Here is a 26,549-nt window from a genome sequence, read left to right as displayed (position 1 = left end):
GGAAATCGGACATAGAGCATCACCGCAAGGCGGATAATCTCAGGGCTCGTTTTGAAGTACCGAAAAGGGGATCGTTTTGTCATTCGGCAACGCTAGGTCGCCACCCGGCCCTTCACAACCGAGTTTCCTCTGACATTGCCGGTCGATAATCTCCGGCCCGTCGGTCCCGCTCACCGCCATTACTCTTGGATACATGCTGATATCCGTGAAACCCGGCATGGTGTTCAACTCGTTCACGACGAACTCACCATCCGGTGCTGCCAAGCGAATTCGAACTCGTCTCTACTGGGCCAGCATCGCTGTCCCTTATTCCGCGCATATGGAAGTACCCTGGTCTCCATTCGGAATGCACATGCTCACAATACAGGTGCGAAGAGCCGGGCGATCGGGGCTCCGACCCGGATGCGCAATGGTTGCTCACTAAGTGTTTTATCCAGCATCCACGCGCGATCAAAATCATTTTTTAACATGGCTGCAGTTACAGCGGCAGGTCGTGGATCAAAGAAAGCCGCCATTGCCTCAAAGTTCAGGCGAAACGACCTGTTGTCGAGGTTCGTTGTGCCAATGGCGGCGAAGTCATCGTCTACCAGAACTACTTTCTGATGCATGAAGCTGGGTTTGTAGCGCCAAACCTGAACACCGGCAGCGCGAATCTCGTCAAAATAGGCAAATGCGGCAAGCCATGGGATATTGTGATCAATTACTTCGGGCACCAATATTCGGACATCGACACCGCGCAAGGCCGCATATTTCAGGGCTGCCAGTACATCTGTGTCAGGTACAAAATAGGGTGACGCGATCCAGACCCGATGTTTTGCGGCACTTATGGCTGAGAAGAAGAACAGTGCGCCGGTTTCCATTTCGTCGCCTGGGCCAGTCGCAACGATCATCGCTGTCATGTCTTCGGGTGCATGGGGGACTTCCCAGACCAGATCGTCGATCAGTGCCTCGTTGGTGGCCCAGTGCCAGTCTTCGGCAAAAATCAATTGCAACTGAGAAACTACAGGACCTTCAAGCCGGGCATGCGTATCGCGCCAATCGCCGAATTTTGGGTCGAGCCCCATATATTCGTCGCCGACATTGAAGCCTCCGGTGAAACCCACCTTGCCATCAATGACGACGGTTTTTCGATGATTGCGCAGGTTCAGCTGAAATCGATTTTGGGGGCCACGGACTGATTTGGGATCAACCACCTGTGCACCAGCCTCCCGCAGGCGCTGTTGGTAAGACTGCGGTAGTTTGGCGCTGCCCACAGCATCAAACATCAGCCGCACCGTCACTCCACGCTCGGCAGCGGCGATCAGCCGGTCTTGCAGTCGTTGCCCCAGTCCGTCACAGCGCAGGATATAGAACTGAACAAGAACATAAGATTCAGCGGCATCGATCGCTGCGAATATCGCGTCGAATGTGGCTTGGCCGTCAATCAGCAGCTCCATGTTGTTGCCGCGGGCAGCCGGCAGCTCTGATATTTTTTCCAATGCCTGAAGAGGGAAGACAGTGTCTTTTTGCGGTGCGTTTGCGGCTTTGAAAGTTTTTACGCCTTCGATGATCTCTTCACTGTCCCGGCGCGCGATAAGATAGTGTTTGAATTTATGATGACCCAAGAAAAGGTACATCGGAACGCCAAGGTAGGGTGCCGTAATCAGGAACACGACCCAACCAACCGCCCCTTGAGATGTTCGGGCGGACGTAATCGCGCGCCAAGCGAACCATATGGCGACAACTTCAAGGCAAATAAGCGCAAGCACAAAAATCGTTGTGACCATTTGCATCCCTATCATATGTCAATTATGTCAAAAAATCGAGCGTCCCAGCAACGATTGCGGGTGGAATTCTATCAGTTGACATCAGATAGAGGTCCTTGGCAAGGACGTTGCATATCTTTGAGTTTAGCCAGACCGAACGGCAGAGAAACTGCAAACGGAATATCGCCAGCGGATTCAAGCTTGCGTCAGAGCAATGTTACATCATTGATTTAGTTAAGAATATCAATCAGGTTGAAAATCTGGACTTGGCTTTTTGTCCGTACCTGTTGCATTCGAGCCTTTTCATGGTCGTGGACGCCAACAGGTTCAACACAAAGGACGAGAGAAATGACAGCACGGCATATGGCAACGGCCCTATGGCGAACCCTGATCCGGTTCGACTCCAATTATGGCTGGACGAAAAGCAGCCATATCGCGATGTCCATGATGTTGGCTCTGTTTCCTTTCACCGTTTTTGCTCTGTCGTTGACGCGCGCATTCTCCACAGAGTTTTCGAGCCTCGATATTGTGGAATTCATTTATGGGACATGGCCCGACAGTATCGCCAAGCCCATCATCAAGGAAGTGCAGGCCGTGTTGCAAGACAGCAGCGTCAAAGCCATGACGATTGGCGGGCTGCTGGCGGTGTTCTTCGCCTCTAACGGTGTTGATGCGGTGCGCCAAGCCCTGACAGACGCGTATCATGACCACGATCCCCGCCCTCTTTGGAAGTCGCGTGCGCTATGTCTCATTTTCGTTTTGTGTGGGTCCGCGATTTTGACCCTTGCCTCAGTTTTGACGTTTGCGGTTCCTTTCTATGTTGATGCCGTTTACCCGAATGAAGACGGTGTGAGATCGTATGAGACTTTGCGGTTGGGCATTTCGTTTGTTTTGCTGATTTTTTCTGTATTTGCCTGCCATTTGTGGCTGCCCGGTCATCATCACACGCTGAAACAGGTGTTTCCTGGCGTAATTCTGACCGTGGCACTTTGGCTGGGCGCCGGACAGCTCTTCGCGCTGTATGTCTCCAATTATTCTTCTTACAGCATCACCTATGCCGGTTTGGCCGGGGTTATGGCGGCGCTTGTGTTCATGTACCTCATGGCAGTAATTTTTGTGCTCGGAGCGGAGTTCAATGGCCGACTGATTGAAGTAAAAAGGCTTGGGCCATCCAATTAGCGCCGCACTGGGTCAATTCTTTTTCTTAGCATACACCGAAGGAGAACAGCCTTCCCAGTTGGCGAAGGCTTCCGAAAAGCTCTGCCGGTGCTCGAAACCAATCGCATCTGCGGTGTTTTCAATACTGATGCCATGCGTCAAGAGCCGGCGGGCTTCTTTGTGGCGTTCAGTTTTTGCGATTTCTCGAAACACTGTGCCTTCGTCACGCAACTGTATTTGGAGGCTCCGCTCTCCGATGCCAAGCACCTGTGCGGTATCCGCGAGAGACCAGGGCGCGACGCCGAACGATGCCTTGACCAACCCGGCGACCATTTCTGACTTTTGCAATTCGGGCATCTGGACAAGACTCCTGCCGTTCAGGTACCGCATCAACACCCCGGCTCGCACACTGTCCGATTGCCGCATTTTTGCTTTGAGCAGATCTTCGTGAAACGAAATATGGCCCTGACTTGAATCCCTGACGGATACTTCGCATGCGAGGTTATTGAAATGTGTCGAAGCCCCGCCGGGATAAGTAATCGTGATTTCCGGGTCGATTTGAGCGCGTGCAAGCAGGACGATTTTTGCAAGCAGACCCATGGTATACTGGATGTCCTGCTTTGCGTCATTTGGGTTCAGCGTCGTAAAATACCAGACCCTGCACCTTCCATGATAGGTTCTTATCACAAGCTCAGAGTTGCTCTGGAAATATTTAAACGCCGTCGCGGCGGTTTGAAGAGCCTCCCAAAGTGAATTTGCCGAGTTGATGGCTCTGCCAAAAATGCCTAGATCTTCTAGTTCCTGTTCCAGGCTCACCCTAAGAAAAAAATTCTCATCTTCGGCCTTTCGGATAATGTTGCTAATTCCCTTCAAATATTCAGCCGCCTCGAGGGTCTTTTCAGCATCTGTGGGCAAGTCGAGTGCTCGAAGTGTTCGTTCAAATCGTTGTGAGCTTCCGGCAAGTACGGAGGCTGGACCGTGAAATGCGCCAGCTCTGATGGCGAAATCGTTCGTGTGACCTGCCATCCCAAAAACCCTTCAAAAGACTGAATGAAATATCGTTCATGGCATAAGCTGAGAACGTTTCCAATTGCTCCGGTCTCGATGGTCGTGACTGGAAATCAGCAGGTGGTTCATCACCCCTTGCCCGACAAGGATAATAGTCACGCAAAAAAGTGCGTTGTAAATGTATAATTGTCGTCGTCAGGATTCGTGTTTGCCGACATTCCTTCATTTTTCGTCGTCTAGGCTCCTCAGGCCATTTGAACACAGTCCACTCGAACATCGTCAATTTCGGGTGCGAGTGGTTTGAATTTCAAAGACCATATTGGAGGGAATATGCGACCTAAGTTTAATTTAACAAAGACCGCGATGACCGGGGCCATCTCAGCTGTCGTGCTATTCACCGCAGGGCTGGCGACTGCTCAGGACAAACCAAACATCCTTGTGATTTGGGGCGATGATATCGGGCAATCGAATATCTCTGCCTATACACGTGGTCTGATGGGCTATGAAACGCCCAACATTGACCGGGTTGCAGACGAAGGCATGATGTTTACCGACTACTACGGTGAACAGTCCTGCACCGCCGGACGTTCGTCCTACATCATGGGCCAATCTGTCTATCGGACCGGGCTGTCCAAGGTTGGTCTACCGGGTGCGGATCTTGGCATGCAGGAAGAAGACCCGACAATTGCGGGTCTGTTGAAGGCCGAAGGATACACGACCGGCCAATTTGGTAAGAACCACTTGGGCGATCAGGACCGAATGTTGCCTACGAACCACGGCTTTGATGAATTCTTTGGCAATCTTTACCACCTAAACGCAGAGGAAGAGCCGGAAAACCGTGACTATCCCGGTGATGCGGTTCTGGCGGATGGACAAACGTTCCGCGAAGCCTTTGGGCCACGCGGCGTGATCAAGTCAGTGGCTGATGGAAAAATTGAAGACACGGGCCCTTTGACCAAAAAACGCATGGAAACAGTTGACGATGAAACTGTCGCCGCTGCAGTCGATTTCATCAAACGTGCCAACGATCAGGGCAAACCGTTCTACGTCTGGTGGAATGGCACACGGATGCACTTTCGCACACACGTGAAGGACTCTCTTACCGGAATCTCAGGCCAAGACGAGTATGGCGACGGCATGGTCGAACATGACATGCACGTGGGTCAGCTGCTGGATGTGCTTGACGAGCTGGACATCGCGGATAACACCATTGTGCACTACTCGACGGACAATGGGCCACACAAAAACACATGGCCTGATGCCGGTTCAAACCCGTTCTACAGTGAAAAGAACACCAACTGGGAAGGTGGATGGCGTGTGCCGTCGCTTGTGCGTTGGCCCGGCAAAATCGAACCTGACTCCGTTTCGAACGAAATCATGCACCACATGGACTGGTTGCCAACATTCTTGGCTGCTGCAGGCAACGACACCATCAAAGAAGACCTGAAGGCCGGCGGCGTTCAAGCTCTTGGTCGTGAGTATAAGGTTCACCTGGATGGCTACAACTTCTTGCCCATTCTGACCGGTGAGACAAAAGAAGGTCCGCGTCACGAGATTTTCTATTTCGCGGATACCGGAGAGCTGACTGCGTTGCGCTATGACGATTGGAAACTGATCTTCCTAGAGCAAAAAGCCGTTTCGACCTTGCGAGCTTGGATCGAGCCTTGGACAGCTTTGCGGGTTCCTTTGATCACCAACCTGCGTCGCGATCCTTATGAGCAAGCCCACCTGACATCCAATACCTACTACGATTGGATGATTGACCGGATCTATTTCCTTGTACCTGCACAGAAATATGTTGGCCAATTCCTGTCAACATTCCAGGAATTTCCACCACGCCAGAAACCGGCAAGCTTCTCGATTGATCAGGTGATGGAGATGATGGTGGCGAACAACGGCAGCAAGTGAATAAGGAACTGACAATTCAATAAAAACTGTGCCGCGTGTCTTGAAACCGCGGCACAGCCATAAATCGAATTTCAAAACAAAAGGGAATTCCCCAATGTCTAATCTTGTAATTATCTTGTTCGAAGGCCGTCATACCGCTGATGAGGCGCTATTGCGCGTTGCCAAAATGGATGCCGACTGGGAAGCCGATATTAACGATTTTATCGTCGTTACCCGCGATGTTGATGGCGATATTCGCGTTAAGAATTCCGATGCGTTGGCCGCGACCGGAATGCTTGGCGGTGCGTCGCTCGGTTCTCTGACAGGTATGATGATCGGTGCGCTGGCAGGTAATCCGGCTGCAGGATTGCTGATCGGCGCAGCCGCGGGCACCGGTATAGGATCGCTCGCCGGGGCGCTGGATCAGGCAGATGAAGAAGACGCGCTGGCGGCACGGCTTGGTGCGAAGCTGACGCAAGACAGTTCTGCATTGGCGATGATCGGCTGGACCAACAGGCCCACGAAACTCTTGGGTGAACTCGAAGGCATGAAAGGCGAGGTCATCGAAACGACGTTGTCTGTCAGTGACGAAAAAGAGCTGCGAGCGGCGTTGTCTGCAGGCTGATCGTGCCCATTCGCCATCCCGATGACCGCAGTGTTCGGCTGTCGGGGTGGTGCAATTTCAACTTTTGAGACTGGAGTAAGTCCGATGAAGAAACTGCTTTCATCTGCGGCCGTTCTGACAGTAATCGCAATTGGAACCCCCTTACCGGTTACCGCGCAACACGTGGCTGGTGGAGTGGTGATTGAATATAACGATCTGGACATTGCGGTTGTCGCAACTGGTTGGAGCGTAGTCGGTCTTTTGCGCGGCGACGTCTACAATTCGAACGGTGACTTTGTTGGCTACGTTCATGATGCAATTGTTTTGCCGGACGGCGACGCGACCTTTGTGATCGTGAACGTCGCTGGTTTTCTCAACATCGGTGAAAAGCTGATTGCCTTACCTGCTGCCGCGTTCGAGATCAACGATGACGGTGATCTGGTGCTGCCGAATGCCTCAAAGGATAATCTGAAAAGCCTTCCCCGCTTCCAATATGCGAGAAACTGAAACGAAAAAGCGGTTCAGAGGCGCCAACATTGCGCTGAGATCGCAGTTAATGGGCGAACGCCGGCGTCGAGAGAAAATGCAACAAGCAGGAAAAGAGTGACCAAAAATGGGAAATAGAAAAACCGATCTCCAGAAAAACTGGGGCTGGTTCTTGGCGCTGGGGGCCTTAATGATGGTCGGCGGGGCCTTCGCCTTCTTTGCCCCGTTCATGGTGTCTTTGGTGGTCGAAACGATCGTGGGTGTATTCCTAGTCGTTGGCGGCGTGCTGATGTTGGCTCAGGTTTTCATGAGCAACGACGGTTGGAATGCGCGATTGACGTATTTGATCCTTGGAGCGTTCAACACTTTTGCCGGTTTCATGTTACTGTTCAGACCTCTCGAGGGGTTGATGGCGCTGACCTTGGTATTGATCACCGCATTATTTGTAAGTGGTCTGATACGGATTGCTATAGGTGTCATGGCGCGCCCGGAATCCGGGTCCGGCTGGGTCATTGCTGGCGGCGTTATATCAACTATGGCTTCCGTCTATTTGCTTTTTGGATACCCCGAAGTGAGCGTGGTGCTGTTAGGAGTCATTACTGGTGTCTCGTTAATTAGCGAAGGGGCAGCGTATGTTCGATTCGCCTATGGACTGAAAGAAAATATCTCAGTCGCAATCTGACGCGCTTCGAGGAAAGTCGGGATTCATTTCAGGGTGCAAGCACATGGCCAGAATTACGTGGGGAGACGCATGATCAGAGTTTTTTCAAGAGCGGCAGTTACAGGGGTAATGACCCTTGGTTTCGCGGCCTCGTTCGCGCCCAAGGCAACTGGTGGAGAAAAACCCCGGTTGGTGCTTCAGATTACAGTTGATCAGTTGCGCGGTGATCTAATCGACAGGTACGGCGCGCATATTGGCGAAGGCGGTTTTCGCTATTTGCTTCAAAACGGCGTGAGCTTCACCAATGCCCATCACAGGCACGCCAATACAGAAACTATCGTCGGCCATACGACGTTGTCTACCGGCACTGATCCGGCCATTCATGGTATGGTTGCCAACCTGTGGTTTGACCGCAAATCCGGCACTCCGTTTTACAATGTGCAGGACGCTGAATACCCGCTTGTCGGGGCCGCCGGGATTGATGCCGCAAACGAGATCGACCCAACGCAGCGCGCCGCGACAACCGACGGCCGGTCGCCACGCAATATTATTAGCTCGACACTTTCTGACGAAATCGCTTTGCATTTCGGCCCGGCGTCAAAAGTCTTTGGCGTGTCGGTCAAGGATCGCGGTGCCATCGCAATGGCCGGTCATGCGGGACAGGCCTATTGGTTTTCGAAAGCCGAAGGTCGGTTTGTCACCAGCACTTTTTACCGCGATGCTTATCCAGATTGGATAACTAATTGGGACGCTCAGGGAAAAGTTGCGTCTTACGCGCACCAGGACTGGACGCTGTTGCGCGATGCCGACCTCTATTCTTTCGGAGATCGCGACGATCAACCCTGGGAAACCGCATTACCCAGTTTTGGCCGCACCTTCCCGCATAACTGGGGACCGGCAGACAGCAAGTATTTCACCACGTTCCTGACGCTCAGCCCAGCGGGTGACGAGATCACGGTCGACTTTGCCAAAGCCCTTATGTCCGCCGAACAGGTCGGTGCGGATGATGTGACCGATTATCTGTCAGTCAGCTTGTCCTCGACTGATTATGTTGGACATATTTTTGGTCCTTCCAGCCTTGAGGCTGAGGACAATATTGCCCACCTTGATCGCAGTATTGCTGATCTTTTAGCGCATGTTGAAAGCGCCGTAGGGCTGGATAATACATTGATTATCCTGTCGGCAGATCATGGCGCGCCTGAACACCCCGAATATCTGGAAACTTTGGGTATCGAGGCCGGATTATTTGATTTTCAGCGCGTGGATACCGAGCCGGGATTTGTACGCCTGCAACTGGACTTTGGCGCATCCAGCGACTTGATCCAGAATTTTTCCAACCCTTATCTTTATCTGAACCAAGAATTGATTTCCGAAAAGGGGCTGGACCCTGCGGTGGTCGAACAGGCGGTGGCGGAAGAACTTCGGAAATTACCGGGAATAGCCTATGCCACTGGCAGTTCTGCCCTGCGAGCTGGATCATTCCCTCGCACCAAGATCACCGACGCGGTACTTGCGAATTTCCATTCCGAAAGGTCCGGTGACATCTATGTGGTGTTCGAGCCGCATTGGTTTGTCGCCGATTTCGACGGATTGACCGTTGCCTCAGCGCATGGATCGCCTTGGACCTATGACACCCACGTTCCCCTGATCTTCGTTGGGCCAGGTATTTTACCACATACAATTGTGCGCCGCGTCGAGACGGTTGATGTCGCGCCAACGGTCGCGGCCTATCTAGGCACCAAACATCCCTCAGGGGCAATTGGCGAACCGTTGCCTGAAGCGATGAAGCAATGATCAAAGTGGTACGCGGACATTTTGAGAGATTTCGCGATGGAGAATGCCAATGAAAACACCCCATCTATTAACCTTGTTACGTGGCGCGATATTTTGCCTGTTCATCACACAGGCCCAAGCACAAACAGAAGCGGCATCTGATGCCGCGCAGGCAAATAACCCGTTAGCAGACATCAAGGCCTTCAACATCCAGAATTACTATTTCGGCGAGTTTACCGGCGCCGGAGACCTGACTGGAAATCAGTTTGTTCTGCGTTATGCCCAGCCAGTTGCTGTAGGCGATACCAATTGGTTGATCCGCGCATCTTTACCTTTCAACTCGTTACCCGTTGGCCCGGGGGGGCAAACCGTCAGTGGCGTCGGAGACTTCGATATATTCGCAGCTTATCAGATCAGCACCGGCGAACCCGCCGTCAGTTTCGCGATTGGTCCGCAGGTGGTGGCGCCAACGGCTTCGGATAGCAGGCTGGGCAGCGATCAGTGGCAGCTGGGTCTGGCCAACGTTTACTTCAATGCCAAGTCACCAGTTTTGCAATACGGATACCTGCTGACCTGGCGCACTGGCGTGGGCAATACAAATGGTCGAACGCGCGCCAATCTTGGCGCTTTTCAACCGTTCGTGTTTTATCAGTTGGGCAATGGGTTTTACACCGGTGGAGCCCCTATTTGGTCCTATAATTTTGCCAATGACAATTATTCGGTTCCTCTTGGCATCCGTCTGGGCAAGGTGACCAAACGTGGGAAAACAGTGTACAATTTCTTTGTCGAACCGCAGTATTCGGTTTTTGATAGGGGAAATGGTCTTCCCAAGTGGCAGGTTTACATGGCGCTTAACATGCAATTTCTGTGACCACGCGTGCATTACGACAAAGTAGATTGGACCCGTTTCGATGGTAAACCAAGATAAAATGACATCAGCCGTGACCGAGCTTGAACAAGAGCTGTCGACGTCCTCACGGGATACCGCATCTAAGCCGTCTGAAGCCGATGTTCAGGAATCGTCTGCCACGGAAAACGTGAAAAATGATGAGGACGGTGAGTCCCAACTGCAGGACATCGAGCGCCTGTTGGACCAACACGGTTTGGATGTCGACGAAATGAAAAAAGTCCTGGAGCATTTCATGGACGAACTGAAGGATCTGCCATCAACGAAACCTATGTTAACTGTGTTTGGAGCATTTTTGCTAGGTTATTTTGCTGGTCGCAACAGTCGTTAGTAAGGATTAATAAATGAACCGAATAAGCCGAAATATCTCGATTGCCCTCCGGGCGGAACGTTTGATTGCTCAACGACATATGACAGTCATCCGAAACCAGACTGGATTGCTGGCTGCTGCCGGTATGGTGGCGGGTATTGGGCTAATTATGATCAACGTCGCAGCATACTATTCGCTTTCCGCGTCGTTCTCGCCACAAATGGCTGCCTTAATCGTTGCACTCGCTAATTTTCTTTTGTCGGTTATTCTTGCTGTCACGGCCAACCGGTTGAGCGCGGACGCGGATGTTCAAGGAGCGACCGAAGTTCGCGACATGGCCATAGAGGATCTTGAGGCTGAGTTCACATCGGCAATTACCGAAGTGCGGGGTGTCGCGACAGATATCCAACAGATGGTTAAAAACCCTCTTGGAACGGTGTTGCCGGGGCTGGTGGTTCCGCTGGCCGAGACGATGTTGAAATCTAGCAAGAAGAAGTAGTAGGCGAGTTTTCACGTTTCGACTTGTCTGCAGAATGTCTAAATGCGTTACCCAAATCAGTGGATCTTGAACAATCGGACCTTGCCGGACGTTTCGACGAATGACAGGTTGGGTGGGTAAGCGTCACCATTAAAAATGAGCCAATTCGTGGAATTTGACACAGCCAACTGGCCAAGCATTGTTCAGAATTTTGGAGACACTCTGAATGGGTGGCTGGCAAGTGTCGATCCTGGTGCAGCGACGATGGCATGTATCTTTCTGGTTCTTGTTATTCTATTTCGTCGAAAGATTGCCGACTGGATCGTTGGAGGGTTCTCAGCCCTTCTCAAGAGGTTCGCTGTCAGCCTGTCCGACGAGGTCACATCCGGGCTCAAAATCGCGATACAAATTCTGGTCGTCACCTTCGCTCTTTTCCTTGCATCAAATGCGATCAGCCCGCCCCCTGTGCTGAACGGGTTACTCGAAAAGCTGCTCAGCTCTGTCGCTTTGATCGCAGTCTTTGCAACCTGGTATCAGCTCAGCGGGCCGTTTGTGTCTTTGCTGGTTGTCGAGAAAATTGGTTCGGCGACGAAGGAAACCGGATGGGTGCAACGGATCAGTCAGTTTGCGATTTTGCTGTTTGGACTGACGTCGCTTTTAAAGGTTTGGCAAGTGGACATTAGCGGTGCTTTGACCGGGGTTGGCGTTTTGGGCGCGGGTCTGGCAATTGCGACGCAAGACCTGATCCGCAATCTGGTGGCCGGAATGACCAATATGAGCGAAAAGCGGTTCGAAAGCGGCGATGCAATCCAAGTGGAAGGTCAGTTTATAGGCACAGTCCAACGGATTGATCTGCGCTCCACACTCGTTGTCGGTTTCGATCAAATCCCGCGATATATTCCCAATTCGGAATTATCCAACTCTGTGGTACTGAACTATTCCGCACGCAAGCATCGCCGGGTCAAAGTCGTTGTTCCACTGGTACTGTCATCCACCCGTGAACAGATCGAATCCGTGCGAGACGCATTGCGTCTGCATCACCAAAACTGTGGAGATTTTCATCTGGATGAGGAAGCGGCGCAGTACATCTATGTAAGCGAACTCGGGCCGAGTTCTGTCAACATTCTGATGTATGTCTGGACAAAGGGTGCAGACTACGACGAGTACTTGCAAACGATGGAAAATCTGAGTTTGGCTATTTTAGAAATCGTCAAAGCGGCTGGTATTGAACTCGCCTATCCGACGCAGACTGTGCAGATTAACGGCGAACCGCTTAGCGCTTCGCCGTAGCGACATTTGAATGTCCTATGCGACGAGCAGAAGTCAGCCCAGCTGCTTCTTCATTCGATCATAGGCACCTTTCATCTTCAGTCCAAGCTCACGAGCAGACTCGCCAACTTCTTCGGCAGTTTTGTCAAATTCGGAACGTGACAGGAACTTGTCCCACTCGCCCATCAAGTCCTCCCATTCATCTTCCGCTTCCTTGGAAGCCAAATGAAGTTGCAACTTCAATTCGTCGCGACGCTGCTGCAAATCCTGCAGCATTTTCGTAATATCTGCCATGTTTCCCTCGTATCTTTATGTAGGCCTACATTGTAAGGGTATAAGGTCTTTCAAGCAACTCTGCCGCGTGAATAAGTTTCTGAAAACGCCGAACAAATGGCCCAAACTGACTGTGCATCCAGAAGATCGCTCCGAGCATGGTCTGTCTCGATTTCGGCCAAGGAACCAACCGTAAGATCCAAGCGTTTTTTCGTCGGGCATTCCATCAAGAACGCCACTTGGCAAAACGTGTGTTCCGCATCTACCTTGATCTGATCAAAAGGATTAAACTGATGTTCTTAGTGTATTGATATGGTATGATTTTGTTGAACAAAAACGGGGGCGGACGACATGGAAACGGGCTCATCTGCAGACGCAGAGAAAGTCGATGTACCGCATGTAAACTTGGGGCGGCCTTTGGCCTTGGTTTCATTGGCTGCAGTGACGGTACTGGTCAGTGTTGCGTTCATTGAAATCGCGTACCCTTTTTTAGGTGCACTTGCTCTGGCAGCGATTTTCTCGGTGCTGGTTCAGCCATTCTATCGTGCCATTCTGGCTCGGGTTGGGGATCGAAAAGGTGTGGCCAGCACCATTACAGTGCTGACAGGAATAGCCCTTGTCGTCGCGCCGCTCATTGGCATCGCATATCTGGCGTCAGCGCAGGCATCGGGTTTGATAAATGATGCCGCAAAACTGCTGGAAACACTAACCGCAGAAGTCGAATCGATCAAAGGCGGCACGTACGAATTTCCTAATTGGGTGCCTTTCCAGCAGGAATTGGCAGGATCCGGCCCTCAGATCGCTGCGAAGACAGAAGAACTGTTGGGGGCTGTCGCCTCGTTTCTGGCGTCGTCCATATCCGGTTTGACCAACGGAACCGCGAGTTTTTTCCTTGGTTTGTTCACCTTTATCTACGCATTGTTCTTCTTTCTACCTTTAAAAACGTCAGCTTTTCGACCGATCCTGGCGAGTTCCGGTCTCTCCGCAGAATTTCAGAATAAACTTCATGACCGAATTGTTTCGGTCAGTCGGGCCACGATCAAAGGGACCCTTCTGATCGGCGTAATCCAAGGCGCATTGGGTGGAATTGGCTTCTGGGTTGCGGGAATTGAGGGACCAGCGTTTTGGGGCGTAGTGATGGCTATTGCGGCGGCGATCCCGGGGATCGGTGCAACAGGCGTGGTCGTTGGTGGCGCAATCTATCTCGGATTCGAAGGCGCGATACCGGCAGCGATCGGCCTGGCTGCGTGGGCATTTTTGGTCGTGGGTACCATCGACAATGTTTTGCGTCCAACTCTTGTCGGGCGAGACGCTCAGATGTCCGATCTGATGATTTTTGTGAGCACATTGGGCGGTCTTGCCGTCTTTGGCGCGTCTGGTTTGGTCTTTGGTCCGGTGATTGCCGGCGTATTTGTTTCTTGCTGGCAAGCGGTGTCAATCGCGGTGCATGAGACAACTGAAACCCCTGAAGAACAACAGCTTAATTCTGTTTTGACCGACGAAATGGCCTCAACTAACCCGCCAAAAATAGCTGACAAAGCTTCCTCAAAACACAAACCATCCATGGGCGCTGCACGAAAAGATGACATGGAAGCTCAGGTAGAGGCGCTCAAAATGGAATTCAGAGAAAATGATCCAAACTGAGAGCAAATCTACGAGTTCTGTAGATATGTACGGACTCCCAGGACACTTCCTGTAAATTCCCTGATTTGGGATGGAGGAAGTATTCATGACGAACGACGAACGCGACATTCAGCGCAAGCTTAGAGTGCTCCAACACGCCGAGAAGATCGGCAATGCCCGCAAGGCCTGTCGATATTTTGGGATAGCCTGCCGGATGCTTCGGGGCCGCGGCACGCAAAGCGTCCATTGCTGCACCTGCCTTTGTGAGCGCCGGCACGGCTTCGGGGCCACGCGGCGCGAGGGTCAATTGCGCTAAGGCATCAAATGCGATGGCTTCGTCATGATCGGGATGGTTCGCAAGAATGGCTTGCTGTGCTTTGGCCCACGCTGCGACCCGCTTGCGATACGACCGCAATTTGTCAGTAACGATGGCTTCGGGCGGCCCATAGAGACCTTTGGACTTCCGGACACCAGCTCCGGAAATCATCGTCGGATGGAACCCAGACCAATCATGCACTAACATTCAAACTGGATAACTCAGGTGGGGCCAATCCGCCAGCTCGACCCACCTTTTCACGATGACTTTGGAGTTTTGTCATGCCGCTTACCTCATTTCAGCAAGTGCAGAACATGCTGCCAAAATCGCTAGTCAACTTTTGGGCCTCATTGTCGGTGGTTGGCGCTGTGATTGGAATGGCGTTGTTTTGCCTTTCATTAACTCCTTCGCTTTTACCCAGGATCCCGACGTTACAGGGCGCCTTGTCTGGTGTTTCATTTGTTGTTGGATACGGGATTGGAAATCTAATGATCGGCACTCTTGGTTTCTTGGAAGTCCCGTTGATTCGAGGGATTTGGAAGACTCGATTGAGCCTCGTGTTGTTGATAAGTGCGACCGCGGTATCGGTTCTGACAATGAACCGTATGTCTGTTTGGCAAAATTCCATCCGAACACTTATGGAAATGGAATTGGTCGATAGCGCCTATCCATTTCAGGTGTTGGGCGTGGCCATTTTTTCGGCCACGGGCCTTTTATTGCTGGTACGTGGACTACGGCGGTTGTCCCTTCGTGTTTCGGAACGGGTGAACAAAATATTGCCCAAACGGCTTTCTTTGGGCGTGGGCGCACTGCTTGTTGCAGTTGTTCTGGGTGCACTGGTGGATGGGCTTGTTGTTCGGAAAACCTTAAGTTTTCTAGATAGGACCTTTGCAGAGCTAGATCTGGTTTTCGACGATGGCGTCGAATTGCCCCCGGAGTTTTCGGATACCTCAATGTTGATCCAATGGGATGACATTGGCCGAAATGGGAAGCGGTTTTTGACAGATGGCCCCAATCGCGAAGACATCGAAGGTCTGACAGGCCGATCTGCCATGCAGCCGGTTCGTGTGTATGCGGGCTACAATACAGGTGAAGACTTGGAAGAACGCGCCGGCAAGGCTGTATCCGAACTCATTCGTTCCGGTGGGTTTGAGCGTTCTGTCCTGATTGTCGCAACTCCAACAGGTACAGGGTGGTTGGACCCAGCGGCAATACAGCCGGTGGCTTACTTGCATCAAGGTGACTTGTCGATTGTTTCAATGCAATACTCTTACTTGCCGAGTTGGTTAACTTTGATGGTTGATCCAACCCGCTCAAAGGATGCCGCGCGTGCATTGTTTCGCGAGGTGTACAGCCACTGGCTTACCTTGCCAGAAGAAGCGCGCCCGAAACTCTATTTGTTTGGGCTGAGCCTTGGTGCACTGGGTTCAGAAAACTCTGCGGCCTTGGTTGAACTGATTTCAAATCCAATTGATGGGGCTGTTTGGGTTGGCCCGCCATTTTCCAGCAGTACTTGGGGGAATCTGACACGGAACCGCGAGTCGGGCTCTCCACAGTGGCGTCCGCGTTATCGCGACGGCTCTGTTATTCGCTTCATGACACAAGATGGGTTCGACCAGGGCGGCTTTACCGATTGGGGGCGTTTACGCGTGACCTACTTACAGCATGCAAGCGACCCAATGACCTTTTTCTCCACTGGAATGGCGTTTTCAAAACCAGATTGGTTGGGCAAGGACCGGGGGCGTGATATTTCACCCTATTTCCGTTGGGTTCCGATTGTCAGTTTTCTTCAGGTTGGCTTTGACATCCCCATGGCCACCTCGGTTTCCCAAGGGTATGGGCATAACTTTGTCGCATCCGAGTATATTGACGCATGGATTTCTACTACTCAGCCGGAAGGTTGGAGCATGATGGATACTGAAGCATTGAAACAGAAGTTCGAAAATTTCGTTGGTTCCCCGATTTGAGGCACGCGACAAATCCTTTTCAAAATGAGAAACATTAAGGTTTCTTAATCTACGTTTAGGGTACAATTCATTTTCCCAACATATCTCTTTGTTCAAGGTCCGTGAGGCCATTGGATTTTCAAGGAGATACGACATGGTAGTTAAAACTGATTCCCACACTCGGCGGCGGATTTCGACCTTTATAGGTGGAACAGCGCTTTCAGGCGCACTTCTTTTGTCTGGAGGCGCAGGAGCTGGTGAGGCTTTGGCAAACCTTGTCGAAGAGGTTGGGCCGACAGTCGTAACGATCATCGCTGAACGTGACGCAACGAGCATCGAGGCAGACACTGAGCAGGGCCACCAAATACCATTCCAAAAATTCTCGGAGCGTTTTGGTGTTCCGCACAATGCGCCAAACGATTTTAAAAGACATGTCCCGCGGTCGGGTTTGGGGTCTGGATTTATTCTAAAGGAAGATGGTCTGATCGTCACAAATTTCCATGTCATTGACGACGCTACTGAAATCACGGTGCGCCTTAGTGATGGCACAGAATTCGATGCGGAAATTGTCGGAACCGATCCGCAGACTGATCTCGCCCTTCTGAATATTGATGCAGCTGCCGCACTACCAGTTGTTGTACTTGGAAACTCAGATGAGATCAGGGTCGGAGAAGATGTCGTGGCGGTCGGAAACCCATTTGGATTGGGCGGAACAGTGACTAGCGGGATCGTTTCGGCCAAGAATCGCAGCATCGACGCGGGTCCCTATGCTGATTTCCTGCAAACCGATGCGGCGATCAACAAAGGAAACTCAGGCGGCCCCCTTTTCAATATGGCAGGCGAGGTCGTCGGAGTGAACTCCGTGATGTATTCACCAAGCGGTGGATCAGTTGGCCTTGGGTTTGCTGTGACTTCAAACATTGTCGAATTGATCACGGATGATTTGTTGGACGATGGGCAAGTCGATCGTGGCTGGTTGGGCGTTTCAATTCAGGGCGTGTCTTCAGACCTTGCAGAGGCACTTGGACAGGACCTGCCAAAAGGCGTGTTGGTGTCAGGAGTCATCAAAGACGGGCCCGCCGACGGCGCAGTTGAGGTCGGAGACTTAATCACTGCCTTTGACGGCAATGCTGTTTCGCAAAGCCGAGATCTTCCGAAGCTGGTCGCCGCAGCAAAGGCTGGCGAAATCTCAAAGGTAAGTGTAATTCGAGGTGGAGAAGAATTGGAGTTGGATGTCACTATTGGCCAGCATGAAAGCGCCCGCGCAGTTGAGACAGCTTCACCCTTAGATGAAGCTGCGTCCAAAAAGCTCCTTGGAGTATCAGTCGCACCTCTTACCCAAGAGCACCGCACCGAGTTGGGCCTCGATATGAACACTACTGGCATGGTCATCATGTCCGTTGCCTCAAACGGACCAGCAGCAAAAGCAGGGCTGAAAAATGGTGATGTGATTGTAAAGCTTGGCGATAGACGCGTCGATACACTTCAGACTTTGCAAGAAGCCTTGCAGGACGAAAAGACCGATCCGGCGCTTGTCTTGATCAATCGCGGTGGGCAGTCATTGTTCGTCGCCGTCAAGATAGTCTAACCAATCAAGCTAACCGGTTCCACTTTTTGGGAGGGGATGAAAATCGGTTAGCGGTGCGATCAGAAAAGGATCGCACCGCCGAAGTCACCGGGCATCAATTGGTCCCGGTGGCTTTTGATTGTCCAATTTCAAATTTGTTTACAATGCGTGTAGCTTGAACGACGAAGGGATGCTTGCTCATGAGTCGAAGAATTCTTGTAGTCGAAGATGACCTGGAAACTCTTGATTTCATAACCAAAGGATTTGAAGCGCAAGGGTATGTCGTTGAAACGGCAACCAATGGTCGCGATGGCCTTTATCTGGCAACGAACGGTGCTCTGGACGCGCTGGTATTGGACCGAATGCTACCAGAATTGGATGGGCTGTCTCTGGTGCAATCGGTTAGAGCGGCAGGCATCAACACACCGATACTGATGCTGACTGCCATGAGCGCAGTTGACGAAAGGGTTCGAGGGTTACGAGCTGGGGCCGATGATTATCTCGTTAAACCGTTTTCCTTTCAAGAATTGGACGCTCGGATAGAAGCGCTGATGCGCCGGCCACAGGATCAATCGGATAACCGGATGCTGTCCTGTGCCGATCTTGTCATGGACCTGGAGCGACGCAGTGTCACCAGAGCGGGCCGCGCACTTGTTTTGACCCCACGAGAATTTCAAATTCTGGAATACTTTTTGCGGCGCGTGAACAGGGTCATTACTCGAACGATGTTGTTAGAAGGCATCTGGGATTACAGCTTTGACCCACACACAAACATCATTGATGTTCATATCAGCAAGTTGCGACGCGAACTCGATGCTCCAGGTGAATTTCAAATGATTAAGACGGTACGCAGCGCGGGTTACATCATGTCGGATGCGGATTAATCGGAATGCTACGCAATGCCAGAACCCGGCTAATCTTCGCTAGTATTCTGCTAAGCAGCGTCGTTACGGTTCTGGTCCTGAGCGTTGTTTATGTGACCACGAACGTGATTATCGAACAGGAAACGCGAAGTGTCGTTGAGGCCGAAATTGCCGGTCTTGCGGACGACTACGAAAGGCTCGGATTGCCAGGTTTGGCAGCAGCAATTGACCGCCGTGTTCTGAGTTCGACTAAGCAGGATGCAATCTATCTTTTGACCGACCACCGAGGGCGCTCGATATCCGGAAACCTTGGGGTATGGCCGTCCTCCATCAAACCCGGCGGAGGTTGGGTCGAACTTGAGCTAGTCCGAACCGACAGCGACGAACGCGTACCCATTTCAGCCGTTTCAATCAGTTTTGAAAACAATGCTAGGCTTTTGGTCGGGCGAGACGCATCTGGACGACAAAAATTTGACCGAATACTCGTACAATCTGCAGGGTGGGCTTTGATAGCCGCCTTTGTACTAAGTTCAATCACCAGTTGGCTTTTGACCCGACTTATCTTTAGTAGGATTTCGGAAATTTCAGACACAGCTGATACTATTGTTTCAGGTGATTTTGCGCGACGTATTCCGGTGCGCGGTACAGGGGATGAATTTGATCGCTTGGCTATCACGCTGAACGACATGCTCGAACGGATAGAAGAGTTGGTCAAAAATTTGCAGCTTACGACCAATAGTCTGGCGCATGACCTGCGTAGCCCGTTGACCCGTTTGCGCACACATTTGGATACGCTGGTTCTGGACAACGCCGATCAGGAGCAACGGGACAAAGCAGGTAAAAGGGCGCTTGAGGAAGTGGATCACCTGTTGCGGGTTTTTGCCAACCTGACTGAAATCGCTCGGGCTGAGGCACGACTACCCAAATCAGATTTTGACATCGTGGATGTGGATGCATTGGTGAGTGATGCTGTTGAACTTTATGCACCAATCGGAGACGAACGAGACATAAACGTTCATGCGGTTGGCGCGGCCGAGCCGATAGAGGGCCACCGTGCGCTTTTGATGCAGGTTCTTTCCAACCTTTTGGAGAATGCACTTCGACATTCACCGAATAATAGTGAGATCGTTGTAAAACTATATGATCACCCTGAGAGCCTTGAATTGGTGATATCTGACAAGGGGCCGGGGATGCCAAACGCATTTATCCAAAACGCGACTCGTCCCTTCCAAACACTTGATGTCAGCAGGTCAAATCCCGGTTCGGGTTTGGGTCTTGCTCTTGTGGCTGCGGTGGCACGAATGCACGACGGGGACGTCCAACTGAAGAACGCAAATCCAGGTTTTGACGTGACCGTTTCGCTTGCCCGGGGGCACACCAAAAAGTGAGTAAGCTTGGTTCCTTTCACTTAATCCCGTCCGAAATGCTTGAACAAAAGGGAAATTAGTGACCTTAATGGAACCAACTATCGTATTCATTCAACGAGGGAACAATGACACCAGAGCAAATCGAACAACTGCCGTTTTTTGTTACAGGGCCGGGCGAGACTGACGTTTTTCAAATTGTTGTCGCTGTTTTTTTGATTGTTCTGGTTCTGTCTTTTGGTGCGATTTACTTCACAATCCAGTCCATTCCTGACCGCATGGCTGGTGGCGCGAACAAGGTACAGTTGCAGATTATCGGACTTTTGGGACTGCTGTCGTTATTCTCAATGAACAATATCTATTGGGTGGCGGCACTTCTTTTGGCGGCCATACCGATCAACGAAGTGATCGCACCTTTCAAGTCGTGGGAGCAAAGCCGCTCGCATTCTGCGCAAAAGGAGGATTCACATGATTGAGCTTCTTTTTAGCGCTTTGATCACCATCCTACCTGATTACCTGTTTAGAAGGTACAGACAGGGCAAGCGGATTGGGATCGAGATCAACTTGTTTACTGTCTGGTATGAGCTCCGCTGGGGTATTACCGCTTGTGCTTTGATTGCGATTACTTTGATCGCGGTCATATTTTATAATCATCCGACAGCAACCAATGTGACGTCGCTCTTTCGTACTGTGACTATCCTTTCAGACCGCCCCGGCCGCGTCGCCGAGGTATACGTTAAAAACAACGAGCAAGTCAGCGCTGGTAAGCCGATTTTCCGACTGGATACCACTCGCCAAGAGGCGAGTGCTGAAACGGCACAACGGCGCATTGACGAAATAAGCGCGCTCTTATTGATGGCCGATGCGGAAAAATTGGTTGCCGAAGCCTCCCTATCCGCTGCGAGAGCCACCGTCACGCAAGCTCAGTCAGAATTGGACCGTCGGCTTCAGATTGCCGAACGAAATTCTACAGTTGTTTCAGAACAGGACCTTGAGCGTTTGCGAACTGCACTGTTAGTAAGCACAAGCCAATATGATGCGGCAGTGGCCGTTCTGCAAACTGTCCGAACACGTTCCAGCACAGTCCTGCCCGCCCAAAGGAACAGCGCAATAGCTATTCTAGCGGAGGCCAATAATGAAATCGCCAAATCCACGGTTTTTGCCGGGGTTGACGGTACAGTGAAGCAATTCAAGCTTAAGGCCGGTGATATCGTAAACCCGATTTTGCGCCCTGCTGGAATTCTTGTCCCATCAGCGTCGGGGCGAAACCGTTTTCAGGCAGGTTTTGGTCAAATGTCGGCGCCGGTTTTAAAGGTCGGCATGCTGACCGAAATTACTTGTGCATCCGAAGCTTTGACCGTGTTTCCAATGATTATCACAGAAGTTCAGGATGCCATTGCTTCGGGGCAAATTCGACCAACAGACCAGCTGATTGATATTCGCGACAGGGCCCAACCGGGCACCATTCTGGCCACACTTGAACCAGTGTTCCCCGGCCACCTTGACGGGATCACACCTGGTAGCGCTTGCCTTGGGGTCGCTTACAGGGACCGAAGCGCCCAGATCGAGGCCGGCGAGATTACTGGATTCAGCGCATTTGTGACCCGTTTGGTCGATGGCATGGGTATTGCCAATGCATTGGTTTTGAGAATTCAGTCACTAATACTACCGATCAAAGTCCTGGTGTTCTCGCAATGATGACGGATGGAACCGGGACTTCAATAACAATGGATACGATTTAGCGCATGGCATTCTCCATTGTTTTCATACGGGTATTCGTTGACGATTTGGCACATTTGGCGCCAATTCTCTTGTTTCTCGGAGCGACCATATGCGTGTTAGGTTTAACGATTGGCAGAATCGAAGGCTGGCCCTTGGGCACATCACTTTACCACGCCTTTATTAACGCAACGACTGTGGGGTATGGCGACCTCAGGCCATCGCGGCCGTCTAGTAGAGCTCTAGCTGTGATAAATGCTTTCGTCGGACTATTGCTCGCCGGAGTATTCGTTGGAACAGGCGTGCATTCCGTAGAAATGGCTGTCAAAGCAATTCCATGACATCTGTCGCTTGGTAAACACGAGTTTTTGATACTGCCTAGAAGAGTTCTTCAGCCCTTCGATTGCTCCAAGTTATCCTGCAATTGGGATAGCTTCTCACGATCAGTGATTTGAATTTCACCATAGGCAGTTTCCACCGCCTCAAATTTCTTTAACAATCGAAATGTTCGCTGAACCGTCGGTAACGATACACCTGCCATCGCGGCCAACTCGGTTTGTGTAAGCTTCAGGCTCGTTCCAACATCGGTGTTTTGACCGTCTACAAGTGCCTGCAACCGGATCACGACGCGCTCAACCTCAGATCCGGTAAGAGCATCCATAAGAACTCTCTGAATGTGCCTCCGCAAAGTATTGTCGTGAGAAATAATGGCTCTGTAACGAATTGGGTCGTCGTCCAAAAATGTAAGGAGTTTTGCCCTTGGGACGCAAAACATCGTGGAATGGGTCTTTAGAATTGCGGTTCCTGCGGTCCGATCTCCTGTAATAGCATCACTAAAGCTGTACCACTTGCCACGCCCTGTTGACGGAAAGGCAATCTCTTCGAATGTCGACGAAAGCAGATGCACGTCAATTTGCCCGTCAATGAGACCGTAGACATGTGACACCTGACTGTCCAAAGCATAGAGGCAGTACCCGGCTTCGAACTGCTTGACCGTACCAAGTGCCAAAAACGAATCCTGAAAATTCAGGCTTTGCAGCGAAAGCCACCCATCGCGCGTTAGGATTTTCTTTTGCGCAGCGGAAAGTTGCTTTGATTGCACAGTCAGTATTCCCACCCAATATCGTGGTTTCAGGCAAACAGCTTACTCTTGGGTTTCCCGATCAGCAAGGAAGATGGGTTTGCAAGGCAGACTGTCTGGCCGATGCGACGAACAATGCTGTGAGACGTCATAATTGATATCGCCACGTCTGCCATCTGAGGGAGCAGACGCTGCCGTCCAAAAAATCTGCAAGAATACATCTGGAGAGCAATTTGCATTGCGCCCCACGGGCTACGGTCACCACAACAGGCTCAAACGATAATGTGACGAACCAGTATGTCTTCACCTGGTCGTTCACAAGTCTGGAGCAGCAAAGGATGAGAACGTGACAGAGACGTTTCGCAAAGGAAGCTTGCCTAGGAAGGTTAACGGGCAGGAACCCAACGACAAAACAACGTCTTATTCTTCAGGGATACCCGGTACCACCACACCTTGTCAGTATCCGGATTTGGTCAGTGTTGCGGTAAGCTCAATCATGACAATTCTGGGTTTCGCCCGGAGTTACCCGGTTGAGGAAGTTGAAAAATTGTCTGAAAGGCTTGAGGCCGCACTGGGGCGCATGAGCGACGAAAACTCTCCGGAATTAACAGCCATCGCGCGTAAAATCCATGCCAAGGCGCTTGTTCTGAATGTCATGCAAAGCATGTTGGAAGCCGAATTTATCCGGCTTTTACGTGAACCAAACGCACCAAACAACGCGTTGCGGCCATTAGCTTCGGAGTTCGACAAAGAATGGCACGCCAAGCGGTCAGAATTGCTGAGCATTCAGGATCAGCTGCATGAGGCCATCCCAAAAGAAATCTGGCCATACGTTCATGAAACACTGCACAGAAATGGTGATTTAGACACGTTCGACGCCGGTCAAAGGCATTGAAGTTCCAAGTTCTCACTTTGGTTATGGGGTTCGATCTTTCCCAACGAACTAAGTCGATTCCGAACCTTATCAGTTTCATCACAAGGAGATAAAAAATGACGACACGACGCAACTTTCTGAAAACCCTCCCAACCGCTGGCGCCGCATTTGCTGTGGCAAGTCATGTGCTTCTGGACGACGCTGTTGCTCATGCTCAAGAAGCAACACCGCTTGAAGGTCACTTTCACCCCAAAGGAAAAGCACCATCTGCACATACAAAAGCGGTGCTCGACAAAGCACGCAGCGACCTGCCGTTTTCCGACACGCTGGATTTCGATGAACAGAAACGCGGATTGATCGCCGAGATGCCCAAAAAGCAGATCATGGCCGATGCTGGACATGTCGCTTGGGATAAAGAGCGCTTTGATTTTCTGGACACTGACGAAGATTTCGACAGCATTCACCCTTCGTTGCAACGCATTGCGCGTCTCAACCAGAACTACGGGGTCTACGAAGTTCGACCTGGTTTCTATCAAGTCCGCGGGTTTGACCTTTCGGATATATCATTCGTCCGAGGTGAGACTGGCTGGATCGTGATCGACCCGCTGATTTCGGCAGAGCCAGCGCGAGCTGCGCTTGAGTTTTTCCAAGAGCATGTCGGAGAGGGCCGTCCGGTGACTGCTGTGATTTACTCTCATTCACACACCGATCATTGGGGTGGTGTTCGCGGCGTCGTTGATGAGGATGATGTGCGCGCTGGCAAAGTCGAGATCATCGCACCGCGCGACTTTATGGAACATACAATCTCGGAAAACGTTTACGCTGGCAACGCGATGAACCGGCGGTTGTTCTATCAATATGGTCTGTTACTGCCCACCAGTCCGCACGGGTTTGTCAGTCAGGGGCTCGGACAGGGTGTCTCAGCGGGGCAAGTTGGCCTGATCGCGCCAACCCGCATTATTGAAGACGACGTCGAAGACATCGTCGTCGACGGCGTTCGGATGATCTTCCAAAACACGCCAGGCACCGAAGCTCCGTCGAACATGAATACCTATTTCCCCGAAACCAAGACGCTGTGGATGGCGGAAAACGTCACAGCAACCTTGCACAATATTTATACCTTGCGCGGTGCGCCTGTACGCAACCCCTTGCGTTGGGCGACATACATCTCGCATGCGTTGATGTTGTACGGCCAGGAAGCGGAGGTCATGTTCTATTCGCACCACTGGCCACGTTGGGGAAATGACCGCATCCAGCAGGTGCTGCGCGATCAACGCGATCTCTACGCGCATATGAACAATCAGGTTTTGCACCATGCGAACCAGGGCGTGACCATCAACCAGATCCAAAACGTTTACGAGCTGCCCGAAAGCCTGCAACAGACTTGGCATACGCGCGGTTATCATGGCTCTCCAGAGCACAACAGCCGTGGCGTCATCCAACGCTACCTTGGTTTCTGGGACTGTAACCCTGCCACCCTTATCCCGCATTCGCCTGAAGATTCGGCGCCGCTTTATGTCCAGATGATGGGCGGGTCCGAAGCGATCATTAACAAGGGGTTGGAATTGCACGAAGCCGGTGACTACATGATGGCCAGCGAAGTCCTGAACAAACTGGTTCAGGCCGAGCCTCAGAACCAGCCTGCGCGCCAGTTGTTAGCAGATGTGTACGAGCAGATTGGCTATCAACAAGAAAACCCGGGCCTGCGAAACTCATTCCTGTCGGGAGCTTTCGAACTTCGATCCGGCGTTCCCGAGGGTGAAAGTGCCGACACATCCAGCCCAGATGTTATTCGGGCAATGTCGACCGAACTCTTCCTGAATTTCCTCGCCATCAAGATGGATGGACGCAAGGTTGCCGGGCATCAGTACAAGATCAACTTGAGCACACCTGACAACGGTGAAAAGTTCCTGATCGAGCTGTCCAATTCGACCCTGACCAATGTCGAGGGCTATCAACATGACGATCCAGACCTGTCGATGACGATCAATCGCACCGACCTTGAAACCGTTATGGCAGGCGAGAAAGAACTGGAAGCTCAGTTTGCCGACGGTACAGCGACCTTCGAAGGGGACATTGGTATTCTTGGTGTTCTAGCTACCGCTATGGTCGACTTTGACCCATTGTTCGAAGTTCTTCCGGGAACGCGTGACAATTCTTCGGCGCAATCGCATTCCGAGTCATTCCAGGCTGAAATTGGGCGCACTGTGATCGAGTAAAGCGCGCTCATATATACATTTGGAGGACGGCTCAATTCATATTCAGCCGCCCTCTTTACATACAGGAACTCACTTTTTGGCCGACCGAAAATGATACAAGATACTGCCTTTGTATTTTTCTTGATTGCTGTCGCAGCTGGATACTGTCAGATTAAACTTGTGAGGCGGTCTCTCCCTCCCCAATCCTTTTACGAATTGGGAAAATCTCTATGCTTGATTGGCTTTCGCCAAACATCAGAAATTGAAACCATCCCTAAATTCACTCAAAAAGTATAGCGGTGGTGTCAGACAAATTCGCACCAGTCTCTACTAGGCCAGCATCGCTGCCCCTTATGCCGCGCAAAGACCACGCCACTCAGCGAGAGCAGTGGTGCGGTTAAGCTTGAAATGGCATCTTCGGGAAACGCTGCGCTCCTGA

23 protein-coding genes and 3 pseudogenes are annotated in these 26,549 nt (G+C 51.4%); 20 read left to right on the top strand and 6 right to left on the bottom strand.

From position 1 onward, the window contains the following. The 3 genes and pseudogenes from ABJI08_RS12965 to cls all read right to left on the bottom strand — a co-directional run. Positions 1 to 83 (bottom strand): annotated as a pseudogene (locus ABJI08_RS12965) (IS6 family transposase); the annotation flags it as partial. Between the two features lie 67 nt (positions 84 to 150). Further along, positions 151 to 270: pseudogene (locus ABJI08_RS12960) on the bottom strand (hypothetical protein); the annotation flags it as partial. Between the two features lie 86 nt (positions 271 to 356). Further along, complete coding sequence (gene cls / locus ABJI08_RS12955; protein WP_348402272.1) at positions 357 to 1,766, bottom strand: cardiolipin synthase; 1,410 nt, start codon at positions 1,764 to 1,766, stop codon at positions 357 to 359. Between the two features lie 327 nt (positions 1,767 to 2,093). Here cls and ABJI08_RS12950 point away from each other — a divergent pair, with 327 nt between their 5' ends. Further along, a complete protein-coding gene (locus ABJI08_RS12950; protein ID WP_348402271.1) occupies positions 2,094 to 2,924 on the top strand; it encodes a YihY/virulence factor BrkB family protein in 831 nt (276 codons plus the stop codon). 12 nt (positions 2,925 to 2,936) lie between these two features. Here ABJI08_RS12950 and ABJI08_RS12945 read toward each other — a convergent pair whose 3' ends face one another. Then, complete coding sequence (locus ABJI08_RS12945) at positions 2,937 to 3,818, bottom strand: helix-turn-helix domain-containing protein (RefSeq protein WP_348402270.1); 882 nt, start codon at positions 3,816 to 3,818, stop codon at positions 2,937 to 2,939. 456 nt (positions 3,819 to 4,274) lie between these two features. Here ABJI08_RS12945 and ABJI08_RS12940 point away from each other — a divergent pair, with 456 nt between their 5' ends. The 9 genes from ABJI08_RS12940 to ABJI08_RS12900 all read left to right on the top strand — a co-directional run bounded on the left by ABJI08_RS12940 (position 4,275) and on the right by ABJI08_RS12900 (position 12,307). After that, on the top strand, positions 4,275 to 5,819 hold the full coding sequence (locus ABJI08_RS12940) for an arylsulfatase (RefSeq protein WP_348402269.1): 1,545 nt from the start codon (positions 4,275 to 4,277) through the stop codon (positions 5,817 to 5,819). A gap of 94 nt (positions 5,820 to 5,913) precedes the next feature. Next, positions 5,914 to 6,423 (top strand): DUF1269 domain-containing protein, encoded by a 510-nt coding sequence (locus ABJI08_RS12935; protein ID WP_348402268.1) that lies wholly within the window; start codon positions 5,914 to 5,916, stop codon positions 6,421 to 6,423. Positions 6,424 to 6,507: 84 nt separating this feature from the next. Continuing rightward, positions 6,508 to 6,909, top strand: coding sequence for a PRC-barrel domain-containing protein (locus ABJI08_RS12930; RefSeq protein ID WP_348402267.1), 402 nt, complete (start codon positions 6,508 to 6,510; stop codon positions 6,907 to 6,909). Positions 6,910 to 7,015: 106 nt separating this feature from the next. Next, positions 7,016 to 7,570, top strand: coding sequence for a DUF308 domain-containing protein (locus ABJI08_RS12925; protein ID WP_348402266.1), 555 nt, complete (start codon positions 7,016 to 7,018; stop codon positions 7,568 to 7,570). Positions 7,571 to 7,678: 108 nt separating this feature from the next. Beyond that, positions 7,679 to 9,343 carry an alkaline phosphatase family protein gene (locus tag ABJI08_RS12920; protein ID WP_348402265.1) on the top strand — a complete coding sequence of 555 codons (1,665 nt, stop codon included), beginning with the start codon at positions 7,679 to 7,681 and terminating at the stop codon, positions 9,341 to 9,343. Between the two features lie 49 nt (positions 9,344 to 9,392). Then, on the top strand, positions 9,393 to 10,193 hold the full coding sequence (locus ABJI08_RS12915) for a hypothetical protein (protein ID WP_348402264.1): 801 nt from the start codon (positions 9,393 to 9,395) through the stop codon (positions 10,191 to 10,193). A 70-nt stretch (positions 10,194 to 10,263) separates the two neighbouring features. After that, on the top strand, positions 10,264 to 10,560 hold the full coding sequence (locus tag ABJI08_RS12910; RefSeq protein ID WP_348402263.1) for a hypothetical protein: 297 nt from the start codon (positions 10,264 to 10,266) through the stop codon (positions 10,558 to 10,560). A gap of 13 nt (positions 10,561 to 10,573) precedes the next feature. Continuing rightward, positions 10,574 to 11,038, top strand: coding sequence for a phage holin family protein (locus ABJI08_RS12905; protein WP_348402262.1), 465 nt, complete (start codon positions 10,574 to 10,576; stop codon positions 11,036 to 11,038). Positions 11,039 to 11,173: 135 nt separating this feature from the next. Further along, positions 11,174 to 12,307: a mechanosensitive ion channel domain-containing protein gene (locus tag ABJI08_RS12900; protein WP_348402261.1), complete on the top strand. Its 1,134-nt coding sequence runs from the start codon at positions 11,174 to 11,176 to the stop codon at positions 12,305 to 12,307. Positions 12,308 to 12,340: 33 nt separating this feature from the next. Here the strand turns inward: ABJI08_RS12900 and ABJI08_RS12895 are convergent, their stop codons facing one another. Further along, complete coding sequence (locus ABJI08_RS12895; RefSeq protein WP_348402260.1) at positions 12,341 to 12,580, bottom strand: hypothetical protein; 240 nt, start codon at positions 12,578 to 12,580, stop codon at positions 12,341 to 12,343. A 330-nt stretch (positions 12,581 to 12,910) separates the two neighbouring features. On the opposite strand from ABJI08_RS12895, the gene ABJI08_RS12890 reads away from it, so the two are divergent. The 8 genes and pseudogenes from ABJI08_RS12890 to ABJI08_RS12855 all read left to right on the top strand — a co-directional run bounded on the left by ABJI08_RS12890 (position 12,911) and on the right by ABJI08_RS12855 (position 21,936). Beyond that, on the top strand, positions 12,911 to 14,203 hold the full coding sequence (locus tag ABJI08_RS12890; protein WP_348402259.1) for an AI-2E family transporter: 1,293 nt from the start codon (positions 12,911 to 12,913) through the stop codon (positions 14,201 to 14,203). Between the two features lie 85 nt (positions 14,204 to 14,288). Then, positions 14,289 to 14,387 (top strand): annotated as a pseudogene (locus ABJI08_RS12885) (IS481 family transposase); the annotation flags it as partial. 392 nt (positions 14,388 to 14,779) lie between these two features. After that, positions 14,780 to 16,465 carry an alpha/beta-hydrolase family protein gene (locus ABJI08_RS12880; RefSeq protein WP_348402258.1) on the top strand — a complete coding sequence of 562 codons (1,686 nt, stop codon included), beginning with the start codon at positions 14,780 to 14,782 and terminating at the stop codon, positions 16,463 to 16,465. A gap of 133 nt (positions 16,466 to 16,598) precedes the next feature. Further along, positions 16,599 to 18,032 carry a Do family serine endopeptidase gene (locus tag ABJI08_RS12875; protein WP_348402257.1) on the top strand — a complete coding sequence of 478 codons (1,434 nt, stop codon included), beginning with the start codon at positions 16,599 to 16,601 and terminating at the stop codon, positions 18,030 to 18,032. Positions 18,033 to 18,211: 179 nt separating this feature from the next. Then, positions 18,212 to 18,895, top strand: a complete 684-nt coding sequence (locus tag ABJI08_RS12870) for a response regulator transcription factor (RefSeq protein WP_348402256.1) — start codon at positions 18,212 to 18,214, stop codon at positions 18,893 to 18,895. 5 nt (positions 18,896 to 18,900) lie between these two features. Continuing rightward, entirely contained in the window at positions 18,901 to 20,262 is a 1,362-nt protein-coding gene (locus ABJI08_RS12865) for a HAMP domain-containing sensor histidine kinase (protein ID WP_348402255.1), read from the top strand. A gap of 104 nt (positions 20,263 to 20,366) precedes the next feature. Then, complete coding sequence (locus ABJI08_RS12860) at positions 20,367 to 20,714, top strand: hypothetical protein (RefSeq protein ID WP_348402254.1); 348 nt, start codon at positions 20,367 to 20,369, stop codon at positions 20,712 to 20,714. Further along, positions 20,707 to 21,936 carry a biotin/lipoyl-binding protein gene (locus tag ABJI08_RS12855; protein WP_348402253.1) on the top strand — a complete coding sequence of 410 codons (1,230 nt, stop codon included), beginning with the start codon at positions 20,707 to 20,709 and terminating at the stop codon, positions 21,934 to 21,936. Before ABJI08_RS12860 ends, ABJI08_RS12855 begins: the two co-directional genes overlap by 8 nt. Before the next feature lie 412 nt (positions 21,937 to 22,348). On the opposite strand, the gene ABJI08_RS12850 is transcribed toward ABJI08_RS12855, so the two are convergent. Further along, positions 22,349 to 23,074 carry a Crp/Fnr family transcriptional regulator gene (locus ABJI08_RS12850; RefSeq protein WP_348402252.1) on the bottom strand — a complete coding sequence of 242 codons (726 nt, stop codon included), beginning with the start codon at positions 23,072 to 23,074 and terminating at the stop codon, positions 22,349 to 22,351. A 460-nt stretch (positions 23,075 to 23,534) separates the two neighbouring features. Between ABJI08_RS12850 and ABJI08_RS12845 the strand changes: the two genes are divergently transcribed. Both ABJI08_RS12845 and ABJI08_RS12840 read left to right on the top strand, forming a co-directional pair. Then, on the top strand, positions 23,535 to 23,933 hold the full coding sequence (locus tag ABJI08_RS12845; protein WP_348402251.1) for a hypothetical protein: 399 nt from the start codon (positions 23,535 to 23,537) through the stop codon (positions 23,931 to 23,933). A 95-nt stretch (positions 23,934 to 24,028) separates the two neighbouring features. Beyond that, the gene (locus ABJI08_RS12840; RefSeq protein ID WP_348402250.1) at positions 24,029 to 26,131 is read left to right on the top strand and encodes an alkyl sulfatase dimerization domain-containing protein; all 2,103 of its coding nucleotides are present in this window, start codon (positions 24,029 to 24,031) and stop codon (positions 26,129 to 26,131) included. Positions 26,132 to 26,549: the final 418 nt, after the last annotated feature.

The sequence above is a fragment of the Shimia sp. genome, from assembly GCF_039969785.1.
Taxonomy (GTDB): Bacteria; Pseudomonadota; Alphaproteobacteria; order Rhodobacterales; family Rhodobacteraceae; genus Shimia.
The sequence above is the reverse complement of the archived record's forward strand: the minus strand, read 5'-3'. Positions and strand labels throughout refer to the sequence as shown.